Origin of the sequence: Agrobacterium salinitolerans (assembly GCF_027498475.1) — a bacterium.
Lineage (GTDB): Bacteria > Pseudomonadota > Alphaproteobacteria > Rhizobiales > Rhizobiaceae > Agrobacterium > Agrobacterium salinitolerans.
In genome coordinates, this window is record NZ_JAPZLN010000007.1 from 112757 (window position 1) to 137904 (window position 25148).

General features: G+C 62.5%; 31 protein-coding genes. 24 read left to right on the top strand and 7 right to left on the bottom strand.

The window, feature by feature from the left end:
* Positions 1-67: 67 nt before the first annotated feature.
* Both O9X91_RS21460 and O9X91_RS21465 read left to right on the top strand, forming a co-directional pair.
* Positions 68-337, top strand: a complete 270-nt coding sequence (locus tag O9X91_RS21460; RefSeq protein ID WP_077982680.1) for a ribbon-helix-helix domain-containing protein — start codon at positions 68-70, stop codon at positions 335-337.
* Positions 327-692 carry a KluB gene (locus tag O9X91_RS21465; RefSeq protein ID WP_077982679.1) on the top strand — a complete coding sequence of 122 codons (366 nt, stop codon included), beginning with the start codon at positions 327-329 and terminating at the stop codon, positions 690-692. The genes O9X91_RS21460 and O9X91_RS21465 overlap by 11 nt, the downstream gene beginning before the upstream one ends.
* Here the strand turns inward: O9X91_RS21465 and O9X91_RS21470 are convergent.
* Positions 689-937 (bottom strand): hypothetical protein, encoded by a 249-nt coding sequence (locus O9X91_RS21470; protein WP_077982678.1) that lies wholly within the window; start codon positions 935-937, stop codon positions 689-691. The two genes, O9X91_RS21465 and O9X91_RS21470, sit on opposite strands and share 4 nt — an antisense overlap.
* Positions 938-1113: 176 nt before the next feature.
* Between O9X91_RS21470 and O9X91_RS21475 the strand changes: the two genes are divergently transcribed.
* The gene (locus O9X91_RS21475) at positions 1114-2502 is read left to right on the top strand and encodes an MFS transporter (RefSeq protein ID WP_173989587.1); all 1389 of its coding nucleotides are present in this window, start codon (positions 1114-1116) and stop codon (positions 2500-2502) included.
* 75 nt (positions 2503-2577) lie between these two features.
* Here O9X91_RS21475 and O9X91_RS21480 read toward each other — a convergent pair whose 3' ends face one another.
* Together O9X91_RS21480 and O9X91_RS21485 are read right to left on the bottom strand one after the other, a co-directional pair.
* Positions 2578-2751 (bottom strand): hypothetical protein, encoded by a 174-nt coding sequence (locus tag O9X91_RS21480; protein ID WP_077982677.1) that lies wholly within the window; start codon positions 2749-2751, stop codon positions 2578-2580.
* Positions 2752-2819: 68 nt separating this feature from the next.
* The gene (locus tag O9X91_RS21485; protein WP_269825842.1) at positions 2820-4535 is read right to left on the bottom strand and encodes a glycoside hydrolase family 32 protein; all 1716 of its coding nucleotides are present in this window, start codon (positions 4533-4535) and stop codon (positions 2820-2822) included.
* A gap of 168 nt (positions 4536-4703) precedes the next feature.
* Between O9X91_RS21485 and O9X91_RS21490 the strand changes: the two genes are divergently transcribed.
* Positions 4704-6164 (top strand): protein adenylyltransferase SelO, encoded by a 1461-nt coding sequence (locus O9X91_RS21490; RefSeq protein WP_191217130.1) that lies wholly within the window; start codon positions 4704-4706, stop codon positions 6162-6164.
* Positions 6165-6357: 193 nt separating this feature from the next.
* On the opposite strand, the gene O9X91_RS21495 is transcribed toward O9X91_RS21490, so the two are convergent.
* On the bottom strand, positions 6358-7458 hold the full coding sequence (locus O9X91_RS21495; protein WP_173988442.1) for a saccharopine dehydrogenase family protein: 1101 nt from the start codon (positions 7456-7458) through the stop codon (positions 6358-6360).
* 144 nt (positions 7459-7602) lie between these two features.
* Between O9X91_RS21495 and O9X91_RS21500 the strand changes: the two genes are divergently transcribed.
* The gene (locus tag O9X91_RS21500) at positions 7603-8034 is read left to right on the top strand and encodes an Lrp/AsnC family transcriptional regulator (RefSeq protein WP_077982674.1); all 432 of its coding nucleotides are present in this window, start codon (positions 7603-7605) and stop codon (positions 8032-8034) included.
* Positions 8035-8249: 215 nt separating this feature from the next.
* On the opposite strand, the gene O9X91_RS21505 is transcribed toward O9X91_RS21500, so the two are convergent.
* Complete coding sequence (locus tag O9X91_RS21505; RefSeq protein ID WP_269834375.1) at positions 8250-8618, bottom strand: winged helix-turn-helix transcriptional regulator; 369 nt, start codon at positions 8616-8618, stop codon at positions 8250-8252.
* Between the two features lie 142 nt (positions 8619-8760).
* On the opposite strand from O9X91_RS21505, the gene O9X91_RS21510 reads away from it, so the two are divergent.
* A complete protein-coding gene (locus O9X91_RS21510) occupies positions 8761-9600 on the top strand; it encodes an SDR family oxidoreductase (RefSeq protein WP_269825841.1) in 840 nt (279 codons plus the stop codon).
* 23 nt (positions 9601-9623) lie between these two features.
* Here O9X91_RS21510 and O9X91_RS21515 read toward each other — a convergent pair whose 3' ends face one another.
* A complete protein-coding gene (locus tag O9X91_RS21515) occupies positions 9624-11264 on the bottom strand; it encodes an alpha/beta hydrolase (RefSeq protein WP_269833787.1) in 1641 nt (546 codons plus the stop codon).
* Between the two features lie 359 nt (positions 11265-11623).
* Between O9X91_RS21515 and O9X91_RS21520 the strand changes: the two genes are divergently transcribed.
* From O9X91_RS21520 to O9X91_RS21570, 11 genes are all read left to right on the top strand, one after another.
* On the top strand, positions 11624-12139 hold the full coding sequence (locus O9X91_RS21520) for a hypothetical protein (protein WP_142912439.1): 516 nt from the start codon (positions 11624-11626) through the stop codon (positions 12137-12139).
* Positions 12136-13395 (top strand): DNA-packaging protein, encoded by a 1260-nt coding sequence (locus tag O9X91_RS21525; protein WP_162520415.1) that lies wholly within the window; start codon positions 12136-12138, stop codon positions 13393-13395. Before O9X91_RS21520 ends, O9X91_RS21525 begins: the two co-directional genes overlap by 4 nt.
* Positions 13396-13965: 570 nt before the next feature.
* Positions 13966-14604, top strand: a complete 639-nt coding sequence (locus tag O9X91_RS21530; protein WP_142912440.1) for a hypothetical protein — start codon at positions 13966-13968, stop codon at positions 14602-14604.
* A gap of 58 nt (positions 14605-14662) precedes the next feature.
* Positions 14663-14971, top strand: a complete 309-nt coding sequence (locus O9X91_RS21535; protein ID WP_003522330.1) for a Dabb family protein — start codon at positions 14663-14665, stop codon at positions 14969-14971.
* A gap of 269 nt (positions 14972-15240) precedes the next feature.
* On the top strand, positions 15241-16407 hold the full coding sequence (locus O9X91_RS21540) for a phage portal protein (RefSeq protein WP_269833760.1): 1167 nt from the start codon (positions 15241-15243) through the stop codon (positions 16405-16407).
* Between the two features lie 194 nt (positions 16408-16601).
* Complete coding sequence (locus O9X91_RS21545; protein ID WP_077982668.1) at positions 16602-16922, top strand: DUF6107 family protein; 321 nt, start codon at positions 16602-16604, stop codon at positions 16920-16922.
* 29 nt (positions 16923-16951) lie between these two features.
* On the top strand, positions 16952-17524 hold the full coding sequence (locus O9X91_RS21550; protein ID WP_077982667.1) for an HK97 family phage prohead protease: 573 nt from the start codon (positions 16952-16954) through the stop codon (positions 17522-17524).
* Positions 17525-17556: 32 nt separating this feature from the next.
* Complete coding sequence (locus O9X91_RS21555) at positions 17557-18825, top strand: phage major capsid protein (protein ID WP_269833761.1); 1269 nt, start codon at positions 17557-17559, stop codon at positions 18823-18825.
* Between the two features lie 100 nt (positions 18826-18925).
* Complete coding sequence (locus O9X91_RS21560; RefSeq protein WP_077982665.1) at positions 18926-19495, top strand: head-tail connector protein; 570 nt, start codon at positions 18926-18928, stop codon at positions 19493-19495.
* Positions 19496-19498: 3 nt separating this feature from the next.
* Positions 19499-19834 carry a phage head closure protein gene (locus tag O9X91_RS21565; RefSeq protein ID WP_269833762.1) on the top strand — a complete coding sequence of 112 codons (336 nt, stop codon included), beginning with the start codon at positions 19499-19501 and terminating at the stop codon, positions 19832-19834.
* Positions 19831-20226: a DUF3168 domain-containing protein gene (locus O9X91_RS21570; RefSeq protein ID WP_142912445.1), complete on the top strand. Its 396-nt coding sequence runs from the start codon at positions 19831-19833 to the stop codon at positions 20224-20226. Before O9X91_RS21565 ends, O9X91_RS21570 begins: the two co-directional genes overlap by 4 nt.
* A gap of 7 nt (positions 20227-20233) precedes the next feature.
* On the opposite strand, the gene O9X91_RS21575 is transcribed toward O9X91_RS21570, so the two are convergent.
* Entirely contained in the window at positions 20234-21433 is a 1200-nt protein-coding gene (locus O9X91_RS21575) for an MFS transporter (RefSeq protein ID WP_269833763.1), read from the bottom strand.
* Positions 21434-21522: 89 nt separating this feature from the next.
* Between O9X91_RS21575 and O9X91_RS21580 the strand changes: the two genes are divergently transcribed.
* The 7 genes from O9X91_RS21580 (at position 21523) to O9X91_RS21610 (ending at position 25143) form a co-directional block, all read left to right on the top strand.
* Entirely contained in the window at positions 21523-21930 is a 408-nt protein-coding gene (locus tag O9X91_RS21580) for a phage major tail protein, TP901-1 family (protein ID WP_142912623.1), read from the top strand.
* Positions 21930-22289 carry a gene transfer agent family protein gene (locus O9X91_RS21585; RefSeq protein ID WP_077982662.1) on the top strand — a complete coding sequence of 120 codons (360 nt, stop codon included), beginning with the start codon at positions 21930-21932 and terminating at the stop codon, positions 22287-22289. Before O9X91_RS21580 ends, O9X91_RS21585 begins: the two co-directional genes overlap by 1 nt.
* Positions 22286-22495 carry a rcc01693 family protein gene (locus tag O9X91_RS21590; RefSeq protein ID WP_142912447.1) on the top strand — a complete coding sequence of 70 codons (210 nt, stop codon included), beginning with the start codon at positions 22286-22288 and terminating at the stop codon, positions 22493-22495. Before O9X91_RS21585 ends, O9X91_RS21590 begins: the two co-directional genes overlap by 4 nt.
* 70 nt (positions 22496-22565) lie before the next feature.
* Positions 22566-23147: a phage tail tape measure protein gene (locus O9X91_RS21595; RefSeq protein ID WP_269833764.1), complete on the top strand. Its 582-nt coding sequence runs from the start codon at positions 22566-22568 to the stop codon at positions 23145-23147.
* 45 nt (positions 23148-23192) lie between these two features.
* Positions 23193-23831 carry a TIGR02217 family protein gene (locus O9X91_RS21600; protein WP_077982659.1) on the top strand — a complete coding sequence of 213 codons (639 nt, stop codon included), beginning with the start codon at positions 23193-23195 and terminating at the stop codon, positions 23829-23831.
* Positions 23828-24712 carry a DUF2163 domain-containing protein gene (locus O9X91_RS21605; protein ID WP_269833765.1) on the top strand — a complete coding sequence of 295 codons (885 nt, stop codon included), beginning with the start codon at positions 23828-23830 and terminating at the stop codon, positions 24710-24712. The genes O9X91_RS21600 and O9X91_RS21605 overlap by 4 nt, the downstream gene beginning before the upstream one ends.
* The gene (locus O9X91_RS21610; RefSeq protein WP_173988463.1) at positions 24709-25143 is read left to right on the top strand and encodes a C40 family peptidase; all 435 of its coding nucleotides are present in this window, start codon (positions 24709-24711) and stop codon (positions 25141-25143) included. Before O9X91_RS21605 ends, O9X91_RS21610 begins: the two co-directional genes overlap by 4 nt.
* Positions 25144-25148 lie beyond the last annotated feature (5 nt).

A 25148-nucleotide genomic window follows, 5' to 3' on the forward strand; every position in this document is an offset into this window, starting at 1 on the left:
ACACCCATTGGAACAATGGGCGAAATATGCTACTGAGTAGTAGCTCTTTTGAACCGGGAGTGCCACAGTGTCCGTCAAGGCGTCAGTTTCCATCTCCGATCAACAGGATAGCTTCGCCCGCAGGCTGGTGGAGGAAGGGCGTTATGCCAGCCTCAGTGCCGTCGTGCAGCGTGGGCTGGAACTGCTTCGGCAGGAAACGGAGCTGCGGGACGCCGAACTTGCCGCGCTTCGTGATTTGCTGGTTGAGCGAGGGCAGGGTGACTTCGTCTCCGTGGAAGACGGCAAGCAAAGAACGGCAGCGATGATAGCAGCCCGGAAGGCCAGCCATGGCCTTTAAGGTCCTGCGTTCGACGCAGACGGATCAGGACCTCGACCTCATTCTCGATCATCTTATCCAGTCCTATCTCGACCTCGGCGATGCCTTGCCAGCGGCTTTCACGCGCGCCGCGCGACGCGTGGGGTCGATTGAAGCGGACATGGAAGCGCTTCACAAAGCGCCTTTTCAGGGGACATTGTTGCCCGAAATATTACCCGGCCTTCGCCGGGTAACGAAAAATCAGGCTGTCTTTTATTTCGATGTCGATGAGGGCGAAAAGATCGTGCGTATTCTTGCAGTCTTTTTCGGCGGGCAGGATCATCTACGCCATATGCTCACGCGCCTTTCGTCCCGTCGCGCCCTGAATCTTCCCTAAACCTCGTCGAAAGCTCCGCCTTCCCGCGAAGGGTTGCGGTTGATCACCCGTTCCTCGGCATCGTCGGGCAGGGCCTCGTCGCTTTCCTGATAGGGGTCGTCCTCGGTCTCCGCCTCTTCTTCCTCGATTTCCTGTTCGATGGATTGCGGAATCTCTCCCTTGGCGGGCAGGGAGTCGATGTCGAGATCGAGCAAATCCTCGTCCATGGCGTCTTCGTTAAGGGGCAGGATTTTCTTGCGGTCCATGACGGTGTCCTTTCTGTCGGTCCTTCGGCAAACGAGCGGGCGCGCGGAGGGTTCCTGCCGTGCGGGATACCTTCAAAACAAATGACGTGAAAAAGTCGTCTTGACCTCAATGGTGCTTGAGGTTCTAGTTTGCCCGCCGTGCCCGAAAAAATGGAAAGGATACGGCTTTGTCGAGTATGGAAATGGTGGAGAAAAACGGCTGGGGCGAATTGCTGAGCGGGGCTAACCTCTCGCTTCTGACCGTCATCTCCTCGGGTATCGGCCTGCACGCTTTCAACCAGTTCGCGGTGGTGACGGCCTTACCCGTGGCCGTCAACGAAATCGGCGGCGCTGCTTTCTACAGCTGGGCCTATAGTCTTTATTTCGTCGGTTCCGTCGCAGGCGGTGTCACCGCCGTGCTGTTCCGCGAACGTTTCGGCGCGCGCGCCGTCCTGCTTCTCTGCTGCCTGATATTTTCCTTCGGTTCGGTCCTTTCGGCAATCGCCGGCGACTTTTTGTGGGTCGTTATTGGCAGAGCCTTGCAGGGACTGGCCGACGGGCTGATCGTGGCCGTGTGTTACAGCCTCATTCCCGCCGGTTTCCGCTCCGGACTGTTGCCGAAGGTCTTCGCGATCGAAGCGGCGATCTGGGCGGTCGCCTCCTTCATCGGTCCGCTGACCGGCGGTTTCGCCACCGAGCATATTTCCTGGCGCGCCACCTTCCTGCTGTCGGCGCCGCTGATCCTGCTGCTTCTGGCCTATACCGCGATTGCCGTTTCCGCTGAGCGGCCGGTGGCGGCGACGCGCAGACCGCTTGTGCCGCTGGTTCTCTGCCTCGTCGGCGCATTGGCCTTTTCCGCCCCTTCCGCCTTCGAGGATGCGAGCCTGCGGGCGCTCTCCCTGCTGGCGGGGGCAGCGCTGCTGTGGGCCTCCCTGCGGGCGGGCATCCGGCCCTCGATCGGGCTTTTCCCGAAGAATTCGTTCCGGCTGAAGACGGTGCTCGGCAGCGGTTTCTGGGTGTTGTTCCTGATGTCATATGCCCATGCGCTGGGCAGCGTCTATCTCGCTTATGTCGCCATCAATCTGTGGCGGCATGAGCCGACCTTTGCCGGTTTCATCGTGGTGACGATGCCGCTTGCCTGGAGCTTTGTGGCAATGCTGATCGGCAGCCTGCGTTCTGCCCGTCTGCGGGAGATTTGCCTGCATTACGGTCCCTACCAGATGGTGCCGGGCTGTGCGCTGCTGGGGCTCGGGCTGGCGACCGGCAACTGGGGAGAAATGCTCGTCGGGCAAATCCTGATCGGATCGGCTTTCGGCATGTCCTGGGCCGGCATCAGTCAGGCCGCCATGGAAGCAGCTCCTGAGGAGGAGCGCAAGATGACAGGTGCGCTCTTGCCAACTGTCGCGACGCTGGGCGCCGCCGCCGGTGCGGGCGCTAGCGGCACCGTCGCCGCCGCCACCGATCTGGTGGGGCAGATCGAGCGGGCGGATGTGACGATGCCGATGGTTTATCTCTATGGGCTGGGTGTTATCGTATCGGTGCTGGCGATCATGACCGCCAGCGGATTGCGGGGCGAAAGGCGCTGAAGCACTTTCAGAAAAAGTGGGATCCGGTTTTCCGTCCGAAATGCGGCAAAGCGAAAGGCGGCTCTTCCGCCGCCGTCAGGACTGGGTGGCGGCGATGGTGATCGCCGCCAGGTAAACGACGAAGGCCATGATCGCGATTGCGCCGATGATGACGACGATGCCCTTGCCGGCGCGTTTTTTCTCGGCCTTGTTTTCATTGGCTTCTGTCGGAAACAGGATCGGATCGCTGGTGTCGCGGATTTTGGTCATGCCGTTTCTCCTTATCCGTGGAATGGGCGCTGTCGGTCTATCAACCGCCCAATCCGCAAAAAGGTTCCTCAGGGTTTCAGCGCCCAGCTTGTGGCATGCACCACCGCGCCGGGGGCGGCCTTCAATAGCGCCGAACGCACCGGTTCGAACCCTTCGATGCGTTTGGTGCCCACATATCGGCCGCGATTGGCGAAGACTTCGATGGAGCCGTAATCGAGGAAGATGCGGATGCGGGATGCCTTGGCTCCCTTGGCGATATAATGTGGTGAGGCACCGTCACGGCCGTCCTCATGGCGGATCCACAGCCCTGTTTCATCCGACACGACGCCCAGAGTGACCGTCGGATGATCGAGCATCAGTTCGAAGGGCGCGCCGGGCGAGGCAAGCTCGAACAATATTTCCACCGCCCCGTTGATAAAGGTGACGCGTTCGCCGGAGGCAAGCCGCGTGCGGTCAAGGATATGGCTGCGCAGGCTTTCCGCCGCACCGATGGGCGGGGTCAGAAGCTCGCCGTTCACATAATGAATCCGACGCGGCAGGGTCATGGAGGTGGGGAAGTCGATTTCCGGATTGGCATCCGCCCAGTTGGCCAGCCAGCCGATGCCGATGATGCTGTCGCCATCCAGAAAGGCCTGGAAGGCGTAATTGTCGGTGCCGAAATCCAGCTCCTGCCCGGTTTCCTTTGTGAAGACCTTGCCGTCGAACCAGCCGACATCGGCCATGGTGAGGTTCTTGCGGCCGGTCTCCGGGTCCTCCGAATGCATCAGCCCATAGACCAGCACCCAGCGGGTGGAGCGGGCATTGGCGGGTCCATCGAGCGGCAGCAGGCAGGGGCATTCGATGGCCGTGGTTTTATATCGCGTTTCCACCCACAGCTTGCCCACATAGGTCCAGCCCGATGCAGCGGTGGGGTCCTGCGTCTCGTAAAGCAGAATGACGCCGCCGCCATCGCTCTGGCTGCCGAGCACCATTTTCCATAAGCCATCGGGGCCGCGGAAAACATAGGGGTCACGGAAATCCGGCGTCAGCCCCTGTCCGTCCGGGCGGTGGCCCAGAATGACCTCGGCCTGCCCGGCCATGATGAGATCGGCGGAGGTGGCGGTGAGCTGAATCTGCTGTTCGGGAATACGGTCCTGCACCTGCTCGGTGAAGAAGACGCGGATGCCCGTTCCTTCAACCAGCGGAATGGTGGAGCCGGAATAGGCGCCGCCCCGCTTGTCAGGTCTTGTCGTCAGATCTTCCGAAGGGAAAAGGAAAATAGGCAGGTGCCGCCAGCGCAGATAATCCGACGAGACGGCGTGGCCCCAATGCATGGTGTTCCAGCGCAGCCCATGCGAATAATGCTGATAGAAGAGATGCGGCCGCCCCTCGAAACGACCGAAACCGTTCGGGTCGTTCATCCATCCGAAGGGTGGACGGAAATGATAGCTGCCGGGAAGTTCGGGTGCGGCATTGTCCGGCTTGGTATGGACGACCGTGATTCCGGTTTCGAGCACATCCGACGCGGTGAACCAGTAGATGACGGAAACGGCGGTCGTCACCGTATCGTAACTGATCTCCACATGGCCGCCGCCGAAAACCTGATAGATTCGAAAGCCGAACTCTTCCGTGTTGACGCTTGAAACCTCAGCGAATTTTCCATTCTGATTGGAAAAGGAGACGGCACCCGGCTCGGCGTCTTTTTTCGCTTTTAACCAGACATGGAAGGTGGCGTTGACGGGCAAGTCGGTATGAATGGTGCGGATGGCGCTTTCCGGTTCGGCTGCGGCTTCAACGACGGTCATTGCTTTTCCTTTCCTTCGGCATTCTGCGGATCAAGCATAGGAACGATGATGGCGCAGTAAAGTTCATTGCGCAAAATTGAATGAAGCAATCCGGAAGCTGTCGCATTTATCGCTCGCATCCGCCGTCTTCCGGCCCCATATAGGGGCAAAGCAGGGAGTTTACCCGTGATGAAATTCGACAATTCCTATGCCCGCCTGCCGGAGCGCTTCAGCGCCGCCGTGTTGCCGACGCCGGTGAAGGCGCCGCGTCTCATCGCCTTCAATCGCGAGCTGGCCGATGAACTCCTTCTCGATGTGGCCGGCCTTGACGATGAAAGGCTGGCGGCGATCTTTTCCGGCAATGTCGTGCCGCAGGGGGCCGAGCCGCTGGCCATGGCCTATGCCGGCCACCAGTTCGGCGGTTTCGTGCCGCAGCTGGGCGATGGCCGCGCCATTCTGCTGGGTGAAGTGATCGACAGGAACGGAAAACGCCGCGATATCCAGCTGAAAGGCTCCGGCCCGACGCCGTTTTCGCGCCGGGGCGACGGTCGCGCGGCGCTCGGCCCCGTCCTGCGGGAATATATCGTGTCGGAGGCGATGTTTGCGCTCGGCATTCCCGCCACGCGGGCGCTGGCGGCTGTCCTCTCCGGCGAGAGGGTGCAGCGTGAGGTCGGCCTGCCGGGCGGCGTCTTCACCCGCGTTGCGGCAAGCCATATCCGCGTTGGTACCTTCCAGTTTTTCGCCGCGCGCGAGGACAACGAAGCGGTCAGAAACCTCGCGGATTACGTCATCGATCGGCATTATCCCGAGGCGAAACAGGCGGATAATCCCTATCTCGCCTTGCTGCAGGGCATTGCGCAACGGCAATGCGACCTCATCGCCCGCTGGATGATGGTGGGCTTTATCCATGGTGTCATGAACACCGACAATATGGCGCTTTCCGGCGAAACCATCGATTTCGGCCCCTGCGCTTTCCTCGATGAATATCACCCCAACAAGGTCTTTTCCTCCATCGATGCGCAGGGCCGTTATGCCTTCAACAATCAGCCCGGCATCGCCCAATGGAACATTGCCAGGCTGGCGGAATGCCTGTTGCCGCTGCTCGATCCGCAGGTGGAAAAAGCCGCCGAACGCGCCAATGCCGTTCTCGCCGATTTCGCCGCGGCCTTTCCCCAACGCTGGCTTGCCGGCATGCGCGGAAAGCTTGGCCTGACGGTGGAGGAAGAGGGCGACATGGATCTGGTGCAGGCGCTGCTGGCGCTGATGCAGGCATCGGAAGCGGATTATACGCTGACCTTCCGGCGTCTTTCCCATGCGGCCAATGGTGACGCCGAGCCGTTTCGCGGCATGTTCGTCGATATTGCGGGGGCGGACGAATTTCTGGAGCGCTGGCGGGAAAGAGCCGGTCGCGAGGGGATTTCCGATTCCGAAAGGTCAGCGGCGATGCTGGCCGCCAATCCGGCCGTCATCCCGCGCAACCATCGGATCGAGGAACTGATCGAGGCGGCGGTGGAAGAGGATGATTTCGAGCCCTTCCACGCCATGCTGAGAGCGATCGCCACGCCTTTCGAGGAGCGGCCGGATAACTTCGTCTATATGCAGCCGCCGATGAGCCATGAACGGGTGTTCAGGACTTTTTGCGGGACGTAAGCGTAGCGCTGATCCGCAACGCCGGCGCGAGCGAGTGCCTGTTTCGCCTTCTCCCCGAGGGGGAGAAGGTCGCGGCAGCGGGATGAGGGGGCAAGGGTGCGATCCATCGCTGGCGTCGCCCCCTCATCCGACCCTTCGTGCCACCTTCTCCCCGGCGGGGAGAAGAAACCGGCGGCAATGCTGTGCCCTCAAGTCACCCAACCCGCGCCAGTGGCTCATGCGCGCCGTAATAGTGGCCGAACCGGTTTTCGAGGAATTTCGGCAGCGCCACTTCCTCCTGTCGCACGAAGCCCTTCTGCGGCAGCGCGCCTTCGGCGAGCAGATCGAGAACCGTGCAGATACCGGCGGCTGTGGTGATCTGGATGGCGCTCATCATCCGGCCGGAAACCGGGCCGGCATAGACCTTGTTGGCATAGGTTTCCTGCAGGAAGCGGCCGTTGCGGGTGCCGCAGACGGTGACGAAGACGATGACCACATCCTGCATGGTGCCGGGCAGGGCGTTTTCGAACAGGTCCTTCAGCACATCGCGGCGATTGCGCAGGTTGAGGTCGTTCAGAAGCGCCTTCATGATCGCCACATGGCCGGGATAACGGATGGTGCGGTAATTCATCGTCCGCACCTTGCCTTCCAGCGTGGCGCAGAGCGTGCCAAGCCCACCTGAGGTGTTGAAGGCCTCGTAGGTAACGCCGTCCAGCGAAAATTCCTCACGTTCTTCCAGCGCCGGAACGGCGGTGAGGCGGCCTTCGACGATCGCTTCGCACGGCTCGATATATTCGTTGATCAGCCCGTCCGTGCTCCAGGTGAGGTTGTAATTGAGCGCATTGGACGGATATTGCGGCAGAGCGCCGACGCGCATCCGCACGCTGTCCAGCTTGTCGAACTTGGCGGCGAGATCGGCAGCGACGATGGAGATGAAGCCGGGGGCAAGGCCGCATTGCGGAATGAGCGCCGTTTCGGCGGTTTCCGCCAGCGCCTTGACCCTGCGGGTGGATTCCACGTCTTCAGTAAGATCGAGATAATGCGTGCCGACGGCAACGGCCGCTTCGGCAATACCCGCCGTCAAGTGGAAGGGGGCGGCGGAAAGCACGGCGAATTTGCCTTTCAGCAGTGCTTCCAGAGCGGGACGGTCGGTGATGTCGACGATCTCGGTGTCGACCCGTTCATGCGCCGGCACATTGGCCAGCTGATCGGCTGAACGATCGGCGACGGTGATGCGATAATCGCCTGATGCGGCCAGCATCCAGGCGATTGCCGAACCGATATTGCCCGCGCCGATGACGACAATGTTTTTCATGTTTTTGTTCCCCGCAGTGAATGCAAATGTGTCAGCGCAGATACGCTTCCAAGACAGAATGCCAGTTTTTATTGACGATTCGCAGCTTCACTATGTGCGGATAGCAGGTTAATGTTAGGCAATAAGACGACAGGATTGGTCATTATGACAATTACCGACAAGGATCGGGCGCTGCTCGCCCTGCTTTCCGAAAATGCCCGCATGCCGGTGGCGGAGCTGGCGCGCAAACTCGGCCTTTCGCGCACCACGGTACAGGCCCGTATCGAGCGACTGGAAGCGGACGGGGTGATTGCGGGTTATGGCCTCAGGCTTTCGGAAAGCTATCTTTCCGGACTGGTGCGCGCCCATGTGCTGATCACCATCGCCCCCAAGGCCTTGCCCGGCGTCACGGCGGCCCTTGCCGCCATCAAGGAGGTGACGACGCTGCATTCGGTGAGCGGCACTTTTGACCTCATCGCCATTCTGGCCGCACCTTCGATCCTCGATCTAGACCAATTGATCGACCGCATCGGCGCGCTTGACGGCGTGGAGCGCACGCTGTCGTCGATCATTCTGTCGACGCGGATTTCGCGGTAGGGATTTCGCGGTAGGGATTTTGGGGAGTGCGGTGGGTGCAGCGCTGACTGTTATTGCGGACGCTCTCTTCCTCCTCATCCCATTGCTTGTCACAGGGATCCAGCCGACGCGCGTCTGCGCGGCGAGAAAAGTCCTTTCAGCCCAAGGACTTGGGCTGGCTGGATTCCTGTGACAGGCACGGGAATGAGGGGCGCATGGGTATGCCGCGCCTCGATTTAAACCACCGCCCGTTCATCGTATGCCCTCTGCGCCGCCATCACAGCGTCGATATTCCCCTCCGCCCAGTGGGCAAGCGCCGCCACCGTGTCGGTCAGCGTCCGCCCCAGCGGCGTCAGCGAATATTCGACCGTCACCGGCACGGTCGGAAACACCTGCCTCGAAATCAGCCCGTCGCGCTCGAGCTTCTTGAGCGTCTGCGACAGGACCTTTTGCGAAATGCCCTTTATCTCCCGCCGCAGCAGGTTGAAGCGCACCGCTTCCACCTGCAGCCGGTCAAGGATCAGGAGCGCCCATTTGTCGGCAATCCTGTCCAGCACCATGCGGGTGGGGCAGCGGTCTTCATAGACGTCATAGATACGTTCCATGGGTTTGTTCCATCGTTTCAGGGCCATTCCGGTTTCCGCGAGGATACCAGATAACCAAAAAGTGCTCTCTTTTCATGATTTCGCAAACGCAGTACCTGTGTTTTCGAAACATGGTTTCCATTAGATACTACGGAGATTTGAGATGACAGGCAAGATACTCGTAATCGGTTCCACCGGCACCATCGGCACGCCGCTGGTGAAAGCGCTGCTTTCCAGGGGCGAAAGCGTGAAGGCCGCCTCGCGCAGCGGCAAGGCGGCGGACGGCGCGGAAGGGGTGCGCTTCGATTATACCGAGGCCTCGACTTATGCGGATGCCTTCGACGGCGTTGACAGACTGTTCCTGCTTCTTTCCGGTGGGCGTCTGGACGCTATCGACGCGCTGACGCCCGTGGTCGAGGAGGCGGCGCGCCGCAAGGTGAAGATCGTGTTCCTCAGCGTCCTTGGCGTCGATGCCGACGATTCCATTCCCTATCGCCAGATCGAGTTGAAGATCATCGCTTCGGGCACGCCTTACGTCATCCTGCGCCCCAACTGGTTTGCCGATAATTTCCACAGCTACTGGAAAGCCGGCATCGACCACGGCCAGATCGCCGTGCCGGCCGGTGAGGGCAAGTCGAGCTTTATCGACGTGCGCGATATCGCCGACAGCGCTGCCGCCGCCCTGACTTCTGACGCCGTTAACGGCAAGGCTTTCAACCTGACGGGTCCGAAAGCCCTGGGTTACGGCGAAGCGGCCGCGCTGATATCGCAGGCGATCGGCAAGCCGGTGTCCTACGCGGCCGTTTCGGATGAGGTTTTCATCGGCATTCTCACCGGTGCGGGCGTGCCGCAGGACTACGCCTCGTTCCTCGCTTCGATCTTTTATCCCGTGCGCGAAGGCTGGACAGCACTGGTGACCGGCGATGTCGAAACGCTGACAGGCCATGCGCCGCGTTCACTCGAGACCTATATCACCGACAATCTGGACCGGCTGAAGGGTTGAGGCTCCAGGCAAGCCCGCCGCGCTCACGCCGGATCGGTGGAGCCGCGGCGGGCCTTGAAGAACATCTTCAGCCGCTGGATATCGTCCGCATTCCATTCCTGCGGCTGGGTCACTTCCATCCACGCGTCGATATAATGTTCCGGCGCATAGACATGGCCATAACCCATCGGCGCCGTGGTCGCGGCGGCAACATCGAGACCGAGCTGCAGCAGGGTGACGACCGGGAACCAGCGGAAGGACGTGGAAACGTCAGGCCCGTGATGCACCATCCATTGCGGCCGCCGGTAAAGCGAGGCGGCCTCGAAGAAGGTAATCGGGTCGCTGGCATATTGCAGATAGACGATCCGCATCGGCCCCCATTCCGCATCGGTTATATGGGCTGTCGTATATTGGTTGGCGAAGCGGATGACGGAAGAGTCGCGGAAGCGCGGCAGCCATTCCGGCGTGCCTTTCACCCGGCCATTGGTCGCCATGCGCCAGGTGGGGCTGGAAAAGGGCGGCCCGCTCCACAATGCGCCCTGGAAGGGATCGGAGAGCACATCGTAGAGATCGGAGGATTTCTGTGAATTGAGAGAACCGAGGCTCAGGCCATGCAGGTAGAGCTTCGGTCGCGTTTCCTTCGGCAACGTCGTCCAGTAGCCGTAGATGGCCTCGAACAAAGCGCGCGCCGTCTCGACTCCGTAATCCGGTTCGGTCAGCAGCGCGATCCAGCTGGAGAGATAGGAATATTGCACGGCGACGCTGGCGATATCGCCATCATGCAGATATTCGACTGTATCGAGCGCTTCCGGGTCGATCCAGCCGGTGCCGGTGGGAATGACCACCAGAAGCACCTTGCGCTCGAAACCGCCGACCCGTTTCAGCTCCTCCAGCGCCAAGGCTGCTCTTTCTTCCGGCGTCGACGCCGAGTTGAGGCCCGCATAGACCCGGAGCGGCTCTTTTGCCGGACGATGGGTGAAGGCGGATATCTCGGTAGCCGCCGGGCCTTCGGCGACGAATTCACGCCCGCGACGGCCAAGCGATTCCCATGTCATCAGCGAGGCGCTGCTGCCTGTCTTGAGCGCGTCTGACGGGCGCGGCACATCCGGTTCGATCAGCGCATCCACCTGTTTCAGCGAGGAATCGGCAAATCTGAGGCCGATATCGAAGATCAGCCCATTGAGCAGCATCCATGAGAGGATGATCGCCGCTGCGATGCCGAGAACATTGGCAAGGCGGCGCGGCAGGAAATGGCGGCTGCGCGCCGCAAAGAACCAGCGGATAAGCTGGAACAGCCGACCGGCGCCGATGAGAATGGCGGCGACCAGCACCGCAAGGCCGCCCGTCTTCGTCGGGTGGGCGCTCGGCAGCGGATCGAGCTCCATCAATACGCGGATGGAATTCTGCCAGTCCTTCGCCTGCCATAAAAACGTGATGGCCGTGATGGTGGCGGCAAGCGCGATGAGAAAACGAATGCCGCGCGCATTGTGGCGGGAGGGTTCGGGCAGTTCCAGATAGGTCCAGACGGCATGCAGGGCGACACCGATCAGATAACCGATGGCGAAGGAGAAACCGCACAGCACGCCCTGCATCAGCCAGGTGCGCGGCAGGAGCGAGGGAGTAAGCGAAGCGCAGAACAGAATAGTGCCAAAGACGATGCCGGTTGCCGAAAGACCTGCGAACAACCGCTCAACCCATTGTTTTACCAACTTCTCTCGCCCCTTGTACTCACCGCGTGGTGCTGAGTGTAATATGTGACGGACGACGGTGCAAATCCTGCGGGAAGGATAAAAATCACAAGAATAGGAAAATAATCCTTTACAGCGTGACGGTGATTTGGTAGTGTTTGGCTACAGTCGGAGATTTGCGGCTGGGTCGCGGTTGGTTCAGAAATATCAGAGCGCTGGATTTTCGAGTACAAGGCTCTGTTCTCTTCCCTCAGTCCTGTGCTTGTCAGAGAAATGAGGGCTGTGCGGAGGTACCACCCGCAAATGAACCGCATCGCAGCCCATGTTCATCTCCATTTCCCTCTCAGGCCAATCCGATGACAAACGCTCATAATTGCGACCCCGCGCTCTACGGAGCCTGGCCGGACAGGCCTGCTTATGCGGATGAGGCTGCGCCTGAGACCAAATCGCGGGCGGACAGGCTGGTCGCCGAAGATGCGGCGCGCAACGGCAGTCTGCGGCAGTTGCTGAACGAGCTGACGGAGGAGATGCGGGATCAGGTCTGCCTGTATCGCAATCTTCGGCAATCGGGCGAGGCGGGCCTTTTGCCTGACGCCGACGACACGGAGGGAAAGCAGGCCCGAGCCGATGTGAAAGTTGCAACGGATCAGCTGTCGCTCATCGTCCGCACACTGGAGCGGATCGACGCTCTGCAACGGGTGCTGGCGGAAGAACGGCAGGCGCTTATGGGCGAGGATGAAAACGATACGCAGGATTATGAGGCGGCGGTAGCGCATTTCCTCAACCGCATCGACGAACTGGCTGAACAGAAATGCCGCGCGAAGATGGAAGCAAATCCCGTCCGCAGCTCCCCCGCTGAAGCTGACAGATGATGGATATGTCGACCGGAACCCATCTGCCAGCGCAGGTCTTCAACCTTCTGCGCGACTGGCGTTTCATCGGCAACCTGCCACAGCAGCCGCCTGAAGGCGACTGGCGAACATGGCTGCTGATCGGCGGGCGCGGTTCCGGCAAGACGCGGGCCGGGGCGGAATGGGTGCATCGTGTCGCCTCTGCCGGCAAGCAGTCGGATTTGCGCATCGCGCTTGTTGCCGAGACGCTGGGCGACGCCCGCGAGGTGATGATCGACGGCATTTCCGGCATCTGCCGCATTGCCCGCCGCCATCGCCCCGCCTTCGAGGTGTCGCGCCGGCGGCTGCTGTGGCCGAATGGCGCGATGGCGCAGGCGTTTTCCTCGGAAGACCCGGAAAGCTTGCGTGGTCCGCAATTCCACATGGCCTGGGCGGATGAGTTGGGCAAATGGAAATATCCGCAGGAAACCTGGGACATGCTGCAATTCGGCCTGCGTCTGGGTGAGGCCCCCCGGCAACTGGTGACCACCACGCCCCGGCCCATTCCGCTGCTGAAGGAGCTTCTCGCCGATCCCACGACACGGGTGGCGCGGATGCCCACGGCCATGAATGCCCGCAATCTCTCGCCCGGTTTTCTCAAGGCCATGCAGGATCGTTACGGCGGCACGCGGCTGGGGCGCCAGGAAATCGGCGGCGAACTGATCGACGAGCGCGAGGGCGCGCTGTGGAAACGCGCCGATCTGGAAGCGATAATCGAAGCGGCGCATGAGCCGCTCACGCGCATCGTCGTGGCGGTAGACCCGCCCGCCGGCGTCGGTGAACATTCCTGCTGCGGCATCGTCGTGGCGGGGCTCGGCATGTCCGGGCGTCTTAACGTGCTTGGGGATTGTTCTGTGGAAGGCGAAACGCCGGCAGGCTGGGCCCGCGCCGTGGTCGCCGCCTTCCGCCGCCACGAGGCTGACCGGGTGGTGGCCGAGGTCAATCAGGGCGGCGAGATGGTGCGGGCGATGCTGCAGAGCATAGACGCCAACCTGCCGCTGACGTTGGTGCGGGCAAGTCGCGGCAAATTCACCCGCGCCGAGCCGGTTGCGGCGCTTTACGAGCAGGGCAGGGTGAGCCACGCCGCACGGTTCGAAAAGCTGGAAGACCAGATGACGGATTTCGGGCCGGATGGTCTGTCGTCAGGGCGCTCGCCGGACAGGCTGGATGCGCTCGTCTGGGCGATCACGGCGCTGACGACGATGGTGGTGAGTGAACCGAAGGTGCGGGGGATGTGAGTTGGCTGATTATTGGCTCCCGCGAAGGAGAGCCAATTACCGGTCGAGCGGATGCCCCGGTTTCTTCTCCCCGCCGGGGAGAAGGTGGCGCGCAGCGCCGGATGAGGGGGCCACGGTCAATATATGCGGAGACAGTAGAGATATCTGGAGATGTTGCCCCCTCATCTGACCCTTCGGGCCATCTTCTCCCCGCCGGGGAGAAGAAAAGTGGGGTGCCGTCAACGCCCGAAATCGGGCGTCTGGCAGGTCTTATTTCTTCGGAGATTGCGCCGGTTTAGGCTGGGAGCCGGTTTCGCGCATCTGGCGCCACTCGTTTTCGAGGCGGTCATAAACGGTCTGGGGGATTGTCGCTGTCATGGTGGCATTCCTCCTTGAATGGTTAACGCAGCTGAACTGCGCGGTGAATGGAGTAAGCCCGCTAAGGTTCCGAAATTCAAGGAATTTTTTACCTCAATCCCCCAGCCTTCGGATTAAAATCGATTAAGGTTTTTTCAAATCGATTTAGTTCTGACGGCCGTCATGTGGGAAAAAACCGGGCGTCATGTCGCCTGTCATTTTCAGGAGCCTTCCATGGCCTATAATGAGGCGCGATTCTTCGCGTCGGCGCGGATTTCGATTTTCGACGGTCGCCTGCGCACCGCCCAGCTCGCCGGCACCAAGACGGTGCTTTCCGGCTTCGAAAAGGCGCTGCCGGGCGGCGATCCGCGCTGGCTCGCCTATATGCTGGCGACGGCCTTTCACGAGACGGCGGCGACCATGCAGCCGGTGCGCGAAACATTGGCGGCAAGCGACGCCGAAGCAATCGTCAGGCTCGACCGCGCCTTTGCGGCGGGCAGGCTGCCCATGGTGCGCAAGCCCTATTGGCGGCCGGACGAGGAGGGTAAAAGCTGGCTGGGGCGCGGCTTCGTGCAGCTGACGCATCGGCGCAATTACAAGGCCATGTCGGTGCTGACCGGCGTCGATCTCCTGGAGCGGCCGGAACGGGCCATGGAGGCGGAGGTGGCCACCGCGATCCTGATCCACGGCATGGCGGGCGGCGGTTTTACCGGCCGCAGGCTTTCCGATTTCTTCGGCGACAGGCGCGAGGATTGGGACGGCGCCCGCGCCATCATCAATGGCAGCGACAGGGCGCGGCTGGTGGGCGGTTACGGGCGCGCATTTCATCACGCGCTTGTCGCGGCGCGGATTGAACCCGGGCGGGCCAGATGATAACCCGTTACCCGGCGCCGAAAAAGCTGCCTTCGAATTCTGCATGACAGGTGACACCGTGATCCGCCATATCGTCTTTTTCACCGTTCCCGAGGAAAACCGCGACGCCGTGCGCAGGGGGCTTTCCGGCCTGACCGCGATACCGCATTCGCTGAAGCTGGAAATCGGCGAGAACGTGAAGAAGGACCAATGGGGCAATTCGGTCGATTTCATCGTCTATGGCGAGTTTGAAAACGAGGCGGCGCTGGCGGCCTATAAGGCCGATCCCGCTTATGATCTTTCGACCCGCACGGTAAAGCCGCTGCGCGAGACCCGCGTCGCCGCCGATTTCGACAGCGACACGGCGGTGAAAGCGCCGATCCGGTAAACGTCCGGTTTCGCCGAAGTTGGCGCGAGATATTGCCGCTGTGCGGACGGGGTGCCTCACGCGCGACGTCATCCTTGGGCTTGTCCCAAGGATCTGATCACGTCCAATAAAATCGAGACGTTGCAGATGCTCGGGACAGGCCCGAGCATGACGAAAGAGAGCTTTCAGGACTTCGTCAGAAATGTCAGGGTCTAGCCTGTCGGTGAAAACCCCACGCGGGCGACGCCGCAGGACTCGACGCCGCGCGCCATCAAAACAAGGACAACTCCATGCGATTTCCCTTCTCCCTGCCGTGGCTGCGCCCGGCGGATGGCAGAGCCGCGCCTGAAAGCCGGAAAATGGCCGATGGCTTCATGGCGGTTGCCGTGCAGGGCGGGCAGGCCTTCTGGTCGGGCCGGTCCTATGCCGCGCTTGCCCGCGAAGGCTTCATGAAAAACCCGGTCGCGCACCGGGCCGCCCGCATGGTGGCGGAGGCGTCGGCCTCGGTCCGCTGGCTGCTTTATGATGGCGATGAGGAACTGACCGATCACCCGCTTTTGGCGTTGCTTCTAAAACCGAGCGCCCATATGGGCGGGCCGGATTTTTTTGAGGCGCTTTATGGCCACCTCATGCTCGCCGGAAACGCCTATATCGAGCCGTTGACGGTGGGCGGGCGGCTGCGAGAGCTGCATCTTCTGCGGCCCGACCGGGTCAGCATCGTCGAAGGGCCGGATGGTTGGCCGGTAGCCTATGACTACCGCGCCGAAGGCCGCGCCGCGCGGCGCATCGCCGCCGAGCGCGACGGGCTGGGGCTTCTGCATGTGAAACTTTTCCATCCGCTCGATGATCGGGCGGGTTTTGCGCCGCTCGCCTCCGCGGGTGCGGCGCTCGATCTCCACAATGCCGCCAGCCAGTGGAACAAACGCCTGCTCGACAATTCCGCCCGGCCTTCCGGGGCGCTGGTCTATCAGCCGAAGGAGGGCGGCAATCTCTCCACCGAGCAATATGAGAGACTGAAGCGTGAATTGGAGGAAGGCTATCAGGGCGCGATGAATGCCGGCCGTCCGCTGCTGCTGGAGGGCGGGCTTGACTGGAAGGCCATGGGTCTTTCGCCGCGCGACATGGATTTTCTGGAGGCCCGCAACGGGGCGGCGCGCGATATCGCGCTTTCGCTCGGCGTGCCGCCGATGCTGATCGGCATTCCCGGCGACAATACCTATGCCAATTACCAGGAGGCGAACCGCGCCTTTTATCGCCTCACCGTGCTGCCGCTGGTTTATCGCACGGCGGCACGGCTCTGCGGCTGGCTTTCTCCGGTCTTCGGCCCGGGGTTGAGGCTCGAACCCGATCTCGACAAGATTGCCGGGCTTGCCGGCGAGCGGGATGCGCTCTGGTCTCGCATCGGCGCGGCCTCGTTCCTGAGCGACGAGGAAAAGCGCGAAGCCGTCGGTTATTGATCGCCGTCCGGCGGGATCGAAACCCCGGTTTCCTGTTCAATCATTTTCTGAAGAACCGGACTCTCTTTGTGAGGTGTTCCGCCCAAGCTTCTCCGAAGATTCGCAAAATCATCCGGCGCAGGCGCGCAAAAAACGCCTGCGTGCGACGCGGCGCGTCCGCCCGATGACAACATCCTAGAACGGAATGATTACCCATGTCTGAATTCGCCAATGAGGCCGGCATCTGGGCCGCCCGCATCACCGGCGCCGTGGCGGGCGCGGGTGTATCGCTCGTTTATCTCCTGCCGAAAAGCAAACGCGAGGCTGCGAGCCGGTTCATCACCGGCGTTTCCTGCGGCATGATCTTCGGCGGGCCTATCGGCTTGTGGATCGTGCAGCAGCTCGATATCGCCGGCGCGCTTTCGGGCCGGGAAATCATGGTGGCGGGTTCCGCCGCCGCCAGCATGGGCGCGTGGTGGGGGCTGGGCCTGCTGGTGCGCATCGCCGATCGTTACAGCGCCCGTCCACGCGGCTGACATTCCCCTTCACATCGCAGGAGTTACCCATGCACGTCTATCGCGGGCCGCGTCCCGCCACGCGCAAATTCGCCAGTCTGGAGCTGCGCGGCATAACCGTCGACGGCACCTTTTCCGGTTATGCCAGCGTCTTCGGCGAGGTCGATCTCGGTCAGGATGTCATCGAGCGCGGCGCTTTCCGCCGCTCCATCGAGGAGCGGGGCGCAGCCGGCATCCGCATGCTCTACCAGCACGATCCGGCCGAGCCTATCGGCGCTTGGCGCACCATCCGCGAAGACGAGCGCGGCCTTTATGTCGAGGGCGTTCTTGCCCCCGGCGTTGCCCGCTCCCGCGAGGTGCATTCGCTGATGAAGACCGGGGCGCTGGATGGGCTGTCCATCGGCTTTCGCACCGTACGTTCCGGCAAGGCGGCGAACCAGGGTGTCCGGCGCATTCTGGAAGCCGATCTGTGGGAAATCTCGGTCGTGACCTTTCCGATGCTTCCCTCGGCGCGGGTTTCCGACGTCAAGCATGCCCGCTTCTTCCGCGACCGCGAGACCGAACTGGTGCGCAGCATGCGCCGCGCCGCCCGCTCGCTGTTCGACACAACCTTCAAACGCTGACCGCAAAGATATCAACGAACAAGGAAAACCAGATGACGGAACAGATGACGAAACCAGCCCCGATGACCGCCGCGCCGCAGGTGAAGGCCGTACCCGATACGGTGACGGCCGCCTTCGACGAGTTCATGGAGGCTTTCGAGGTCTTCCGCGAAACCAACGACCAGCGGCTTGCCGATATCGAGCGCAAGATGGGCTCTGATGTCGTGACCCGCGACAAGCTCGACCGCATCGACAGGGCGCTCGACGACAACCGCAAAATCATGGACGACCTGGCGCTCAAGAAAGCGCGCCCCGCGCTTGGCCGCAAGGATGCGCTTTCCCACGATGCCGAGGAACACAAGGCCGCTTTCGAGGCCTATATCCGTCGCGGCGAGGAGGGCGCGCTGCGCGATCTGGAGGCCAAGGCCTTTGCCGGTTCGACCGGGGCCGATGGCGGTTTTCTGCTGCCGAACGAGACGGATGGCGAGATCGGCCGGCGCATGACGGCGATTTCGCCGATCCGGGCGCTGGCGACCGTGCGGCAGGTTTCGGCCGCCGTTTTGAAGAAACCCTTCTCGCCCGGCGGCATGACGACCGGCCGGGTTTCCGAGACGGCGGCACGCCCGCAGACGGCAACGCCGCAGCTTGCCGAACTGTCCTTTCCGACCATGGAGCTCTACGCCATGCCGGCCGCGACTCAAGGGTTGCTGGATGACGCGGCAGTCGATATCGGAGCCTGGATCGCCTCCGAAGTTGACATTGCTTTTGCCGAACAGGAGGCCGCCGCCTTCATCGCCGGCGATGGCGTGAACAAGCCCAAGGGTTTCCTCTCCTACACCGCCGTCGCCAATGATGGCTGGAGCTGGGGCAATATCGGGTATGTCGCGACTGGCGTTTCGGCCGGTTTCGCCTCCGCCGGGCCGATGGATGTGCTGCTCGACGCCGTTTATGCGCTGAAGGCCGGCCACCGCCAGAACGGAACCTTCCTGATGAACCGCAAGACGCAAGGGGCGCTGCGCCGGTTCAAGGATACCAGCGGCGCCTATCTCTGGCATCCGCCGGCCGCCGCCGGCCAGCCGGCCTCGCTGATGGGCTTTCCGGTGACGGAAGCGGAGGACATGCCGAACGTGGCGGCCAACAGCTTTGCCATCGCCTTTGGCGATTTCCGCGCCGGCTATCTCGTCGTTGACCGCACCGGGGTGCGCATCCTGCGGGATCCCTATTCGGCCAAACCTTACGTGCTGTTCTACACCACCAAACGCGTGGGCGGCGGCGTGCAGAATTTCGAGGCGATCAAGCTGGTGAAATTCGGGGTGAACTGAACCTCGACGGTGCCGCTCCTTTCTTCTCCCCCACGGGGAGAAGAAATTCGTTGCGCCCGCTCGCTCATCCAGCCTTTATTGCCGTCACCCCGGAGACCCCATGACCTATGCCCTCATTCATCCGCCGCAGGCGGAGCCGCTGACGCTTGCCGAGGCGAAGGCGCATCTGCGTCTCGACAGCGGCGATGAGGACGCGCTTCTTGCCGCGCTCATCCGCACCGCCCGCGAGCATCTGGAACGCACGACCGGACTTTGCCTGATCCGCCAGACCTGGCGGCTTTATCTCGACCGGTGGCCTGAGAACGGTGTGATTCTGATTGGCAGGACACCGGTGCAAGCCATCGAAACCATACTGGTTTTTGACGGCGAGGGGCGCCCGGCGGACATTACCGCCGGGGAAAAATTGCTCGATGGCGCGGCGCGTCCCGCAAGGCTGTGGCTGCGCGATCCGCCAGCCCCTGGACGGGCGATGAACGGCATCGAGATCGATTTCATCGCCGGTTACGGCGAGGCGGGAACGGATGTGCCCGACACGTTGAAACGCGCCATGCTGATACATGTGGCGCAGATGTTCGCACTTCGCGGCGCGGTCGCCCCGGAAAACCAGCCCGCCGCTGTTCCCGCCGGCTACGAGCGGCTGGTGGCGCCCTTCTGCCGTCTGGGGCTTTGAGACATGAACCTTGTTTTTCTCGATCCCGGCAGGCTGACCGCGCGGCTGGAACTGGAGGTGCGGACCGAAACGCCGGACGGGCAGGGCGGTGCTGCGGAAAGCTGGAATTTCCTGCGCTCGCTCTGGGTTGCGATCGAACCCCTTTCCGAGGCATCTCATGAAAGGGCCTCGGCCGAGGGCGTGACGATCACCCACCGCGTCTGGCTGGCTTACCGTGGCGACATCGCCCCCGGCATGCGCTTTCTCAAGGGCCGCCGCATTCTGGCGATCCGGGCGGTCATTGACCCGGATGAAACACGCCGCTTCATCGTCTGCCGCTGTGAGGAGGAAAGCCGATGAGCGCCGCAAACCTGCTTCTTCAGGCGATTTTCGCGCGACTGACGGGCGATGCGGCGCTGACGGCGCTCATCCCCGGCGGTGTCGTCGACCGGCTTTTGCCGCGCGCGGTTCTGCCGTGCATCGTTATCGATGATCTCGAAAGCCGTGACTATTCGACGGCGACGGAAAGGGCCGAGGAGCATTTCCTGTCGCTGCATATATGGAGCGACGCCAATGGCCGCAGGGGTGCAGGCGAAATCGTCGACCGGGTGACGATCCTGCTCGATGATGCCGCGCTGCCGATTGCCGGCGTCTCTCTCGTCAACCTGCGGCTTCTTTCCAGCCGCTCGAGGCGCGAGGCGAAGTCCCGGAACTTCATCGCGGAGATGCGTTTCAGGGCGGTGACGGAGTAGCGCCGTTTCAGGCGCTTTGCCTGCGTACGGTTTTCCACAGAAGGACAAGCAGCACGAACGAAATGGCGATCAGCACGGCGGCGATGCCAAGCATGGCCGCCACCCCGCCGCGCTCCAGCGCCAGCGTGAAAATAACGGGTGCAACGGCGATGGCGAGGTTTTGCGGCAGCGAGATGCGCGCCGCCTGAAGACCGTATTCCCCCGGGGAAAACACCGCCAGCGGCAAAACGGCCCGGCTGACGGTGAGCACGCCGGCGCCGAAACCGAAAAGCACGATGAAGCCTATGAAGGCCGGTATGGCCGGGGCAAAGGCCAGCAACAGCAGCAGCGACAGGAGCAGAAGACAGAGGCCGATCATGGCGGTAAGAAAGGGACCGCCGCGTTTTCCCAGTAGGAAATCCAGCCCGCGCGCCGTAATTGCCAGCAGGCTGCGCGCCGATGCCAGCTGCACCGCAAGCGATTGCGTTGCGCCCGCCTGAACCAGCAGCAGCGGCAAGAGCGGCGACAGGCCGAAGGTCGTAAAGGCGCAGATTGTCGTCATGGCCGCCAGAAGCAGAAAAGCCCGGCGTGTATCGACCGGCGAAGACGAAGGAGCGTCGGATGTCTGCCGATGCGATTCCTTGTGGGGCGGACGGGCGGGAAGGACAAAGAGATAGAGGGGCAGAAGCACGAATATCTGCAGGCAGGCATAGAGCAGAAGTGTGCCGCGCCAAGCGAGATGCTGTTCAACAAACGCGGTGAGGGGCAGAAAAACCGCCCCCGAAAGCCCGGTGAACAGCATCAGAAGCGTCAGCAACCGGCCGCTTTCCGCGCCCACGCGCTCCACCACCGCCGTATGGGCAGCTGTCGTCAACCCGCAGGTCGCGGCCAGACCCATGACGGCCCAGCCGAAAAGATAACTTGCGATATCGCTCGAAACGGCAAGCACGGCAAAACCGACGGCGAACAGCACGGAACCGGCCGTCAGCACGGGGGCCGCGCCGCGGCGGACGAGCATTCTTCCCAGCAGCGGGCCGCAAAGCGCGCTGATCAGCATCATGATGGTGAGGCCGGCAAAAACGACCTCATTGCCGATCGCCAGTTCGCCGCCAATGCGCGGCGCAAGAACGGCCAGCATATCGAAACCGGTGCCCCAACTCACGATCTGCCCGAGCGCAAGCACGCCGATAAGGCGCGCGCGGGACGTCAGGGTGGCAGCGTCGGACATGGCAAGATCGCTGAATGCGAGAGGAAGAAACATTTTTGGTCGCAGGCCCGCAACACCCTGCAACCGCAATCGAAACGGAAGGAAACATGATGGTGGCGCAGAAGGGCAAGGATTTTCTGCTGAAATTCAACAATACCGGAACATATGTCACTGTTGCCGGGCTCAGAACCAAGCGGCTGGCCTTCAACGCCCAGGCGGTGGACATTACCGATGGGGAAAGCGCCGGTCGCTGGCGCGAGTTGCTGGCGGGTGCTGGCGTGCAGAGAGCCGCGCTGACGGCATCGGGCATCTTCAAGGATGCGGCTAGCGATGCACTGGTGCGCGGCGCATTTTTCGCCGGCACCATTCCGGGCTGGCAGATCGTCATTCCCGATTTCGGCACCATTGCCGGCCCGTTTCAGATCGTGGCGCTCGAATATTCCGGCCGCCACGATGGCGAGGTGCAATTCGAGATCGCGCTGGAATCGGCCGGTCTTCTCAATTTCGGAGCGTTGTGATGGCTGAGCGTTTGCGTTACGGGCGGGCGAACCGCCATCGCGGCGAGATCGAAGCGCTGATCGACGGCGAAAGGCGCATTCTCTGCCTGACGCTCGGGGCTCTCGCCGAACTCGAAACCGCCTTTGCAGCAGAGGACCTCACCGCGCTCGCCGAACGTTTCGCGAGCGGCCGCATGAAGGCGGCCGACATGATTAGAGTGATAGGCGCGGGCCTGCGAGGTGCGGGCAATGTCTTTTCCGACGACGATGTGGCCGCCGCCACGGTGGAAGGCGGCATTGCCGGCCATGCCGCCATTGTCGCCGATCTTCTGACCGCGACCTTCGGCGGCCTGAAAGGTGAGACGCCACCGGACCCTTGAGCGCCGCAGCAGGCGAAGCGACGCCGCGCCCGTTCCCCTGGGAGGCGGTTGTCCATGCCGGCTTCTGCCTGCTGCGGCTCTCCTCAGAAACCTTCTGGCGGCTGACCCCGCGGGAATTCTTCGCGATGACGGGCGGCAACGCCGTTCCCCGCGGCCCCGACCGTCCGGCGATGGAAGCGATGATGCGGCGGTTTCCGGATCGGTGAGTTAATTCCCTAAAACGATCAAGCATTTCAAAAATTTATGGTTCCGATTTGAATCAGAAAGGCAAGCGCGATGGCGGGCGAAGGATCGATGGCGGAAAACCGGCAAGAGGCGGAGGCGTTGTCGGAGGCGATGGGCGATCTCGAACGCCGGTCTGAGCGGTTCGGGGCGGCCCTGTCCTCGGCCCTGCAGGCGGCGACGGCGGGCGGCAAAGGGCTGGATGACGTCTTGCGCGGGTTGGGGCAGCGGTTGTCCGGCATTGCGCTCTCTGCCGGTCTGAAACCGCTTGAGGGCATGATTGGCAATGCCGTCAGCGGGCTGTTGAGCGGCGGTGGTTCGCTGTTCGCCTTTGCCGATGGCGGTGTGCCGGGACGCGGCATCACGCCCTTTGCCGATGGCGGCGTCGTTTCCAGCCCCGCCTTTTTTCCGATGGGCGGCGGGCTTGGCCTGATGGGCGAGGCGGGGGCGGAAGCGATCCTGCCGCTGAAGCGCGGTTCGGATGGCGCTCTCGGCGTTGCCGCGCCGTCGGGCGGCGGCGGGGCGCAGATCGTTTTTAACGTGACGGCGACGGATGCTGCGAGCTTTCGGAAAAGCGAAGGCCAGATCGCCGCCATGCTGGCGCGCAGCGTCGGGCGCGGCCAGCGCGGATTGTGACGCGCTCTTTTCCCAGACCACAGAAAAGAATCCAGGAACAACGACATGGCGGCATTTCATGAAGTGCGGTTTCCGCTGCGGCTTGCGCTCGGCGTCAGCGGCGGGCCGGTGCGCCGAACCGATATCGTTAACCTCTCCAATGGCCGCGAAAGCCGCAACCAGCGCTGGAGGAACGCCAGACGCAGCTATGACGCCGGGTCCGGTATCCGCTCCATCGCCGATCTTTATGAGGTGCTTGCCTTTTTCGAGGCGCGGCGCGGCGAACTATATGGCTTTCGTTTTCGCGACCCTGTGGATTTCAAATCCTGCCCGCCGGGGAAGACGCCCGCCGCGACCGATCAGAAGATCGGCACCGGTGACGGGACGACAGCAGGTTTTCACTTGCGGAAGATCTATGCCGATGCGGGCGGCGCGTTCTCCCGGCGGATCGAGAAGCCGGTCGAAGGCTCGGTCATGGTTTCGGTCGAGGGGGTGAAGGTTGAAGCGGCTGATGTGGCGGTCGATCATGTAACCGGCATGATCGTGTTCCGGGCGGGGCGGGTTCCGCACGCCGGCGCCGCGATCCGCGCCGGTTTCGAATTCGACGTGCCGGTCCGCTTCGGGATCGACCGTATCGACGTGAATCTGACCGCTTTCGAGGCGGGCCGCATTCCCTCAATTCCACTGATGGAAATCCTGCCATGAAAACCATTCCCGCCGCGCTTGCGGAGCATCTCAAGGCCGATGCGACGACGACATGCCATTGCTGGAAGGTGACACTGAAAGATGGTGCGGTGATTGGTTTTACCGATCATGACGAGGCGATTTCGTTTGCCGGCACCTCCTACCTTGCCGCCAGTGGCTTTTCTGCCAGCGATAGCGAGGGCGAAACGGGGCTCGGCGCAGGCGTCGGGGAGGTGGCGGGTGGTTTTTCGAGCGAGGCGATTGCCGAGGGCGATCTGGCCGCCGGACGTTTCGATGGCGCGAGGGTGGAGCTTTTCCTCGTCAACTGGCAGGCGCCCGAGCAGCATGTGCTGCTGAACAGGCGCGAGATTGGCGAGGTGACGCGGGCCGGCGGGGCGTTTCGCGCCGAGCTGCGCAGCCTCGCCCACCGCCTCAGCCAGCCGCAGGGCAGGGTCTATGGGCGGCGCTGCGACGCCGCCCTTGGCGACGGGCGTTGCGGCGTCGATCTGGCGCGCTTTACCGGGCACGGCCGCGTGGCGGCGGTGGACGCCTCGGGCGGCCTGATCGTCTCCGGGCTAGATGCCTTTGCCGATGATTTCTTCAGCCGGGGGAAGCTGCATTTTCTGACCGGCCCGCTCGCCGGCAAGGGGTTTGATCTCGACGGGCAAGAGCGACGAGACGGCGGGGTGCTTCTGTCCTTCTGGCTGCCGCCGGAACAGACGCCTTCGCCGGGAGACACGTTTTCCGTCACCGCCGGCTGCGACAAGAGTTTTTCCACCTGCCGGGCAAAATTCGCCAACCATCTGAATTTTCGTGGTTTTCCGCATCTTCCGGGGTCGGATTTCGCCTATTCCTATGCCGCAGGCGGCGAGAGCCATGACGGCGGGGCGCTGTTTTCATGAGCGATACCGGCGAAAGAGTGCTGGCGCTCGCCGAAGGCTGGATCGGCACGCCCTATCGGCATCAGGCTTCGTTGAAGGGTGTCGGTTGCGATTGCCTCGGCCTCATTCGCGGCGTCTGGCGAGACCTTTACGGCCTCGAACCGGAATTGCCGCCGCCCTATGCGCCCGATTGGGCCGAACGCGGCGGCGAGGACCGGCTGATGGCGGCGGCAAGACGCCATTTTCCGGCGGTGTCGGGCATGGAAGAGGCAAGGCCGGGAGACCTGCTCCTGTTTCGCTGGCGGGCCGATGCGGCGGCCAAGCATCTCGGCATTCTGGCCGGGCCGCAGCATTTCATCCATGCCTATGAACAGGCGGCGGTCGTGCGTTCGGCGCTGGTGCCGGGCTGGCGGCGGCGCATCGCCGGCGTTTTCCGTTTTCCCGATCCCTGATTTTT

Coding starts and splice junctions, on each gene's coding strand:
- O9X91_RS21490 (WP_191217130.1), top strand. CDS start 4,704: ATGAAATTCGACAATTCCTATGCCCGCCTGCCGGAGCGCTTCAGCGCC.
- O9X91_RS21540 (WP_269833760.1), top strand. CDS start 15,241: ATGCGATTTCCCTTCTCCCTGCCGTGGCTGCGCCCGGCGGATGGCAGA.
- O9X91_RS21465 (WP_077982679.1), top strand. CDS start 327: ATGGCCTTTAAGGTCCTGCGTTCGACGCAGACGGATCAGGACCTCGAC.
- O9X91_RS21480 (WP_077982677.1), bottom strand. CDS start 2,751: ATGACCAAAATCCGCGACACCAGCGATCCGATCCTGTTTCCGACAGAA.
- O9X91_RS21555 (WP_269833761.1), top strand. CDS start 17,557: ATGACGGAACAGATGACGAAACCAGCCCCGATGACCGCCGCGCCGCAG.
- O9X91_RS21510 (WP_269825841.1), top strand. CDS start 8,761: ATGACAGGCAAGATACTCGTAATCGGTTCCACCGGCACCATCGGCACG.
- O9X91_RS21580 (WP_142912623.1), top strand. CDS start 21,523: ATGGTGGCGCAGAAGGGCAAGGATTTTCTGCTGAAATTCAACAATACC.
- O9X91_RS21610 (WP_173988463.1), top strand. CDS start 24,709: ATGAGCGATACCGGCGAAAGAGTGCTGGCGCTCGCCGAAGGCTGGATC.
- O9X91_RS21595 (WP_269833764.1), top strand. CDS start 22,566: ATGGCGGGCGAAGGATCGATGGCGGAAAACCGGCAAGAGGCGGAGGCG.
- O9X91_RS21550 (WP_077982667.1), top strand. CDS start 16,952: ATGCACGTCTATCGCGGGCCGCGTCCCGCCACGCGCAAATTCGCCAGT.
- O9X91_RS21575 (WP_269833763.1), bottom strand. CDS start 21,433: ATGTCCGACGCTGCCACCCTGACGTCCCGCGCGCGCCTTATCGGCGTG.
- O9X91_RS21565 (WP_269833762.1), top strand. CDS start 19,499: ATGAACCTTGTTTTTCTCGATCCCGGCAGGCTGACCGCGCGGCTGGAA.
- O9X91_RS21545 (WP_077982668.1), top strand. CDS start 16,602: ATGTCTGAATTCGCCAATGAGGCCGGCATCTGGGCCGCCCGCATCACC.
- O9X91_RS21485 (WP_269825842.1), bottom strand. CDS start 4,535: ATGACCGTCGTTGAAGCCGCAGCCGAACCGGAAAGCGCCATCCGCACC.
- O9X91_RS21520 (WP_142912439.1), top strand. CDS start 11,624: ATGACAAACGCTCATAATTGCGACCCCGCGCTCTACGGAGCCTGGCCG.
- O9X91_RS21600 (WP_077982659.1), top strand. CDS start 23,193: ATGGCGGCATTTCATGAAGTGCGGTTTCCGCTGCGGCTTGCGCTCGGC.
- O9X91_RS21525 (WP_162520415.1), top strand. CDS start 12,136: ATGATGGATATGTCGACCGGAACCCATCTGCCAGCGCAGGTCTTCAAC.
- O9X91_RS21475 (WP_173989587.1), top strand. CDS start 1,114: ATGGAAATGGTGGAGAAAAACGGCTGGGGCGAATTGCTGAGCGGGGCT.
- O9X91_RS21500 (WP_077982674.1), top strand. CDS start 7,603: ATGACAATTACCGACAAGGATCGGGCGCTGCTCGCCCTGCTTTCCGAA.
- O9X91_RS21530 (WP_142912440.1), top strand. CDS start 13,966: ATGGCCTATAATGAGGCGCGATTCTTCGCGTCGGCGCGGATTTCGATT.
- O9X91_RS21470 (WP_077982678.1), bottom strand. CDS start 937: ATGGACCGCAAGAAAATCCTGCCCCTTAACGAAGACGCCATGGACGAG.
- O9X91_RS21605 (WP_269833765.1), top strand. CDS start 23,828: ATGAAAACCATTCCCGCCGCGCTTGCGGAGCATCTCAAGGCCGATGCG.
- O9X91_RS21585 (WP_077982662.1), top strand. CDS start 21,930: ATGGCTGAGCGTTTGCGTTACGGGCGGGCGAACCGCCATCGCGGCGAG.
- O9X91_RS21560 (WP_077982665.1), top strand. CDS start 18,926: ATGACCTATGCCCTCATTCATCCGCCGCAGGCGGAGCCGCTGACGCTT.
- O9X91_RS21570 (WP_142912445.1), top strand. CDS start 19,831: ATGAGCGCCGCAAACCTGCTTCTTCAGGCGATTTTCGCGCGACTGACG.
- O9X91_RS21495 (WP_173988442.1), bottom strand. CDS start 7,458: ATGAAAAACATTGTCGTCATCGGCGCGGGCAATATCGGTTCGGCAATC.
- O9X91_RS21505 (WP_269834375.1), bottom strand. CDS start 8,618: ATGGAACGTATCTATGACGTCTATGAAGACCGCTGCCCCACCCGCATG.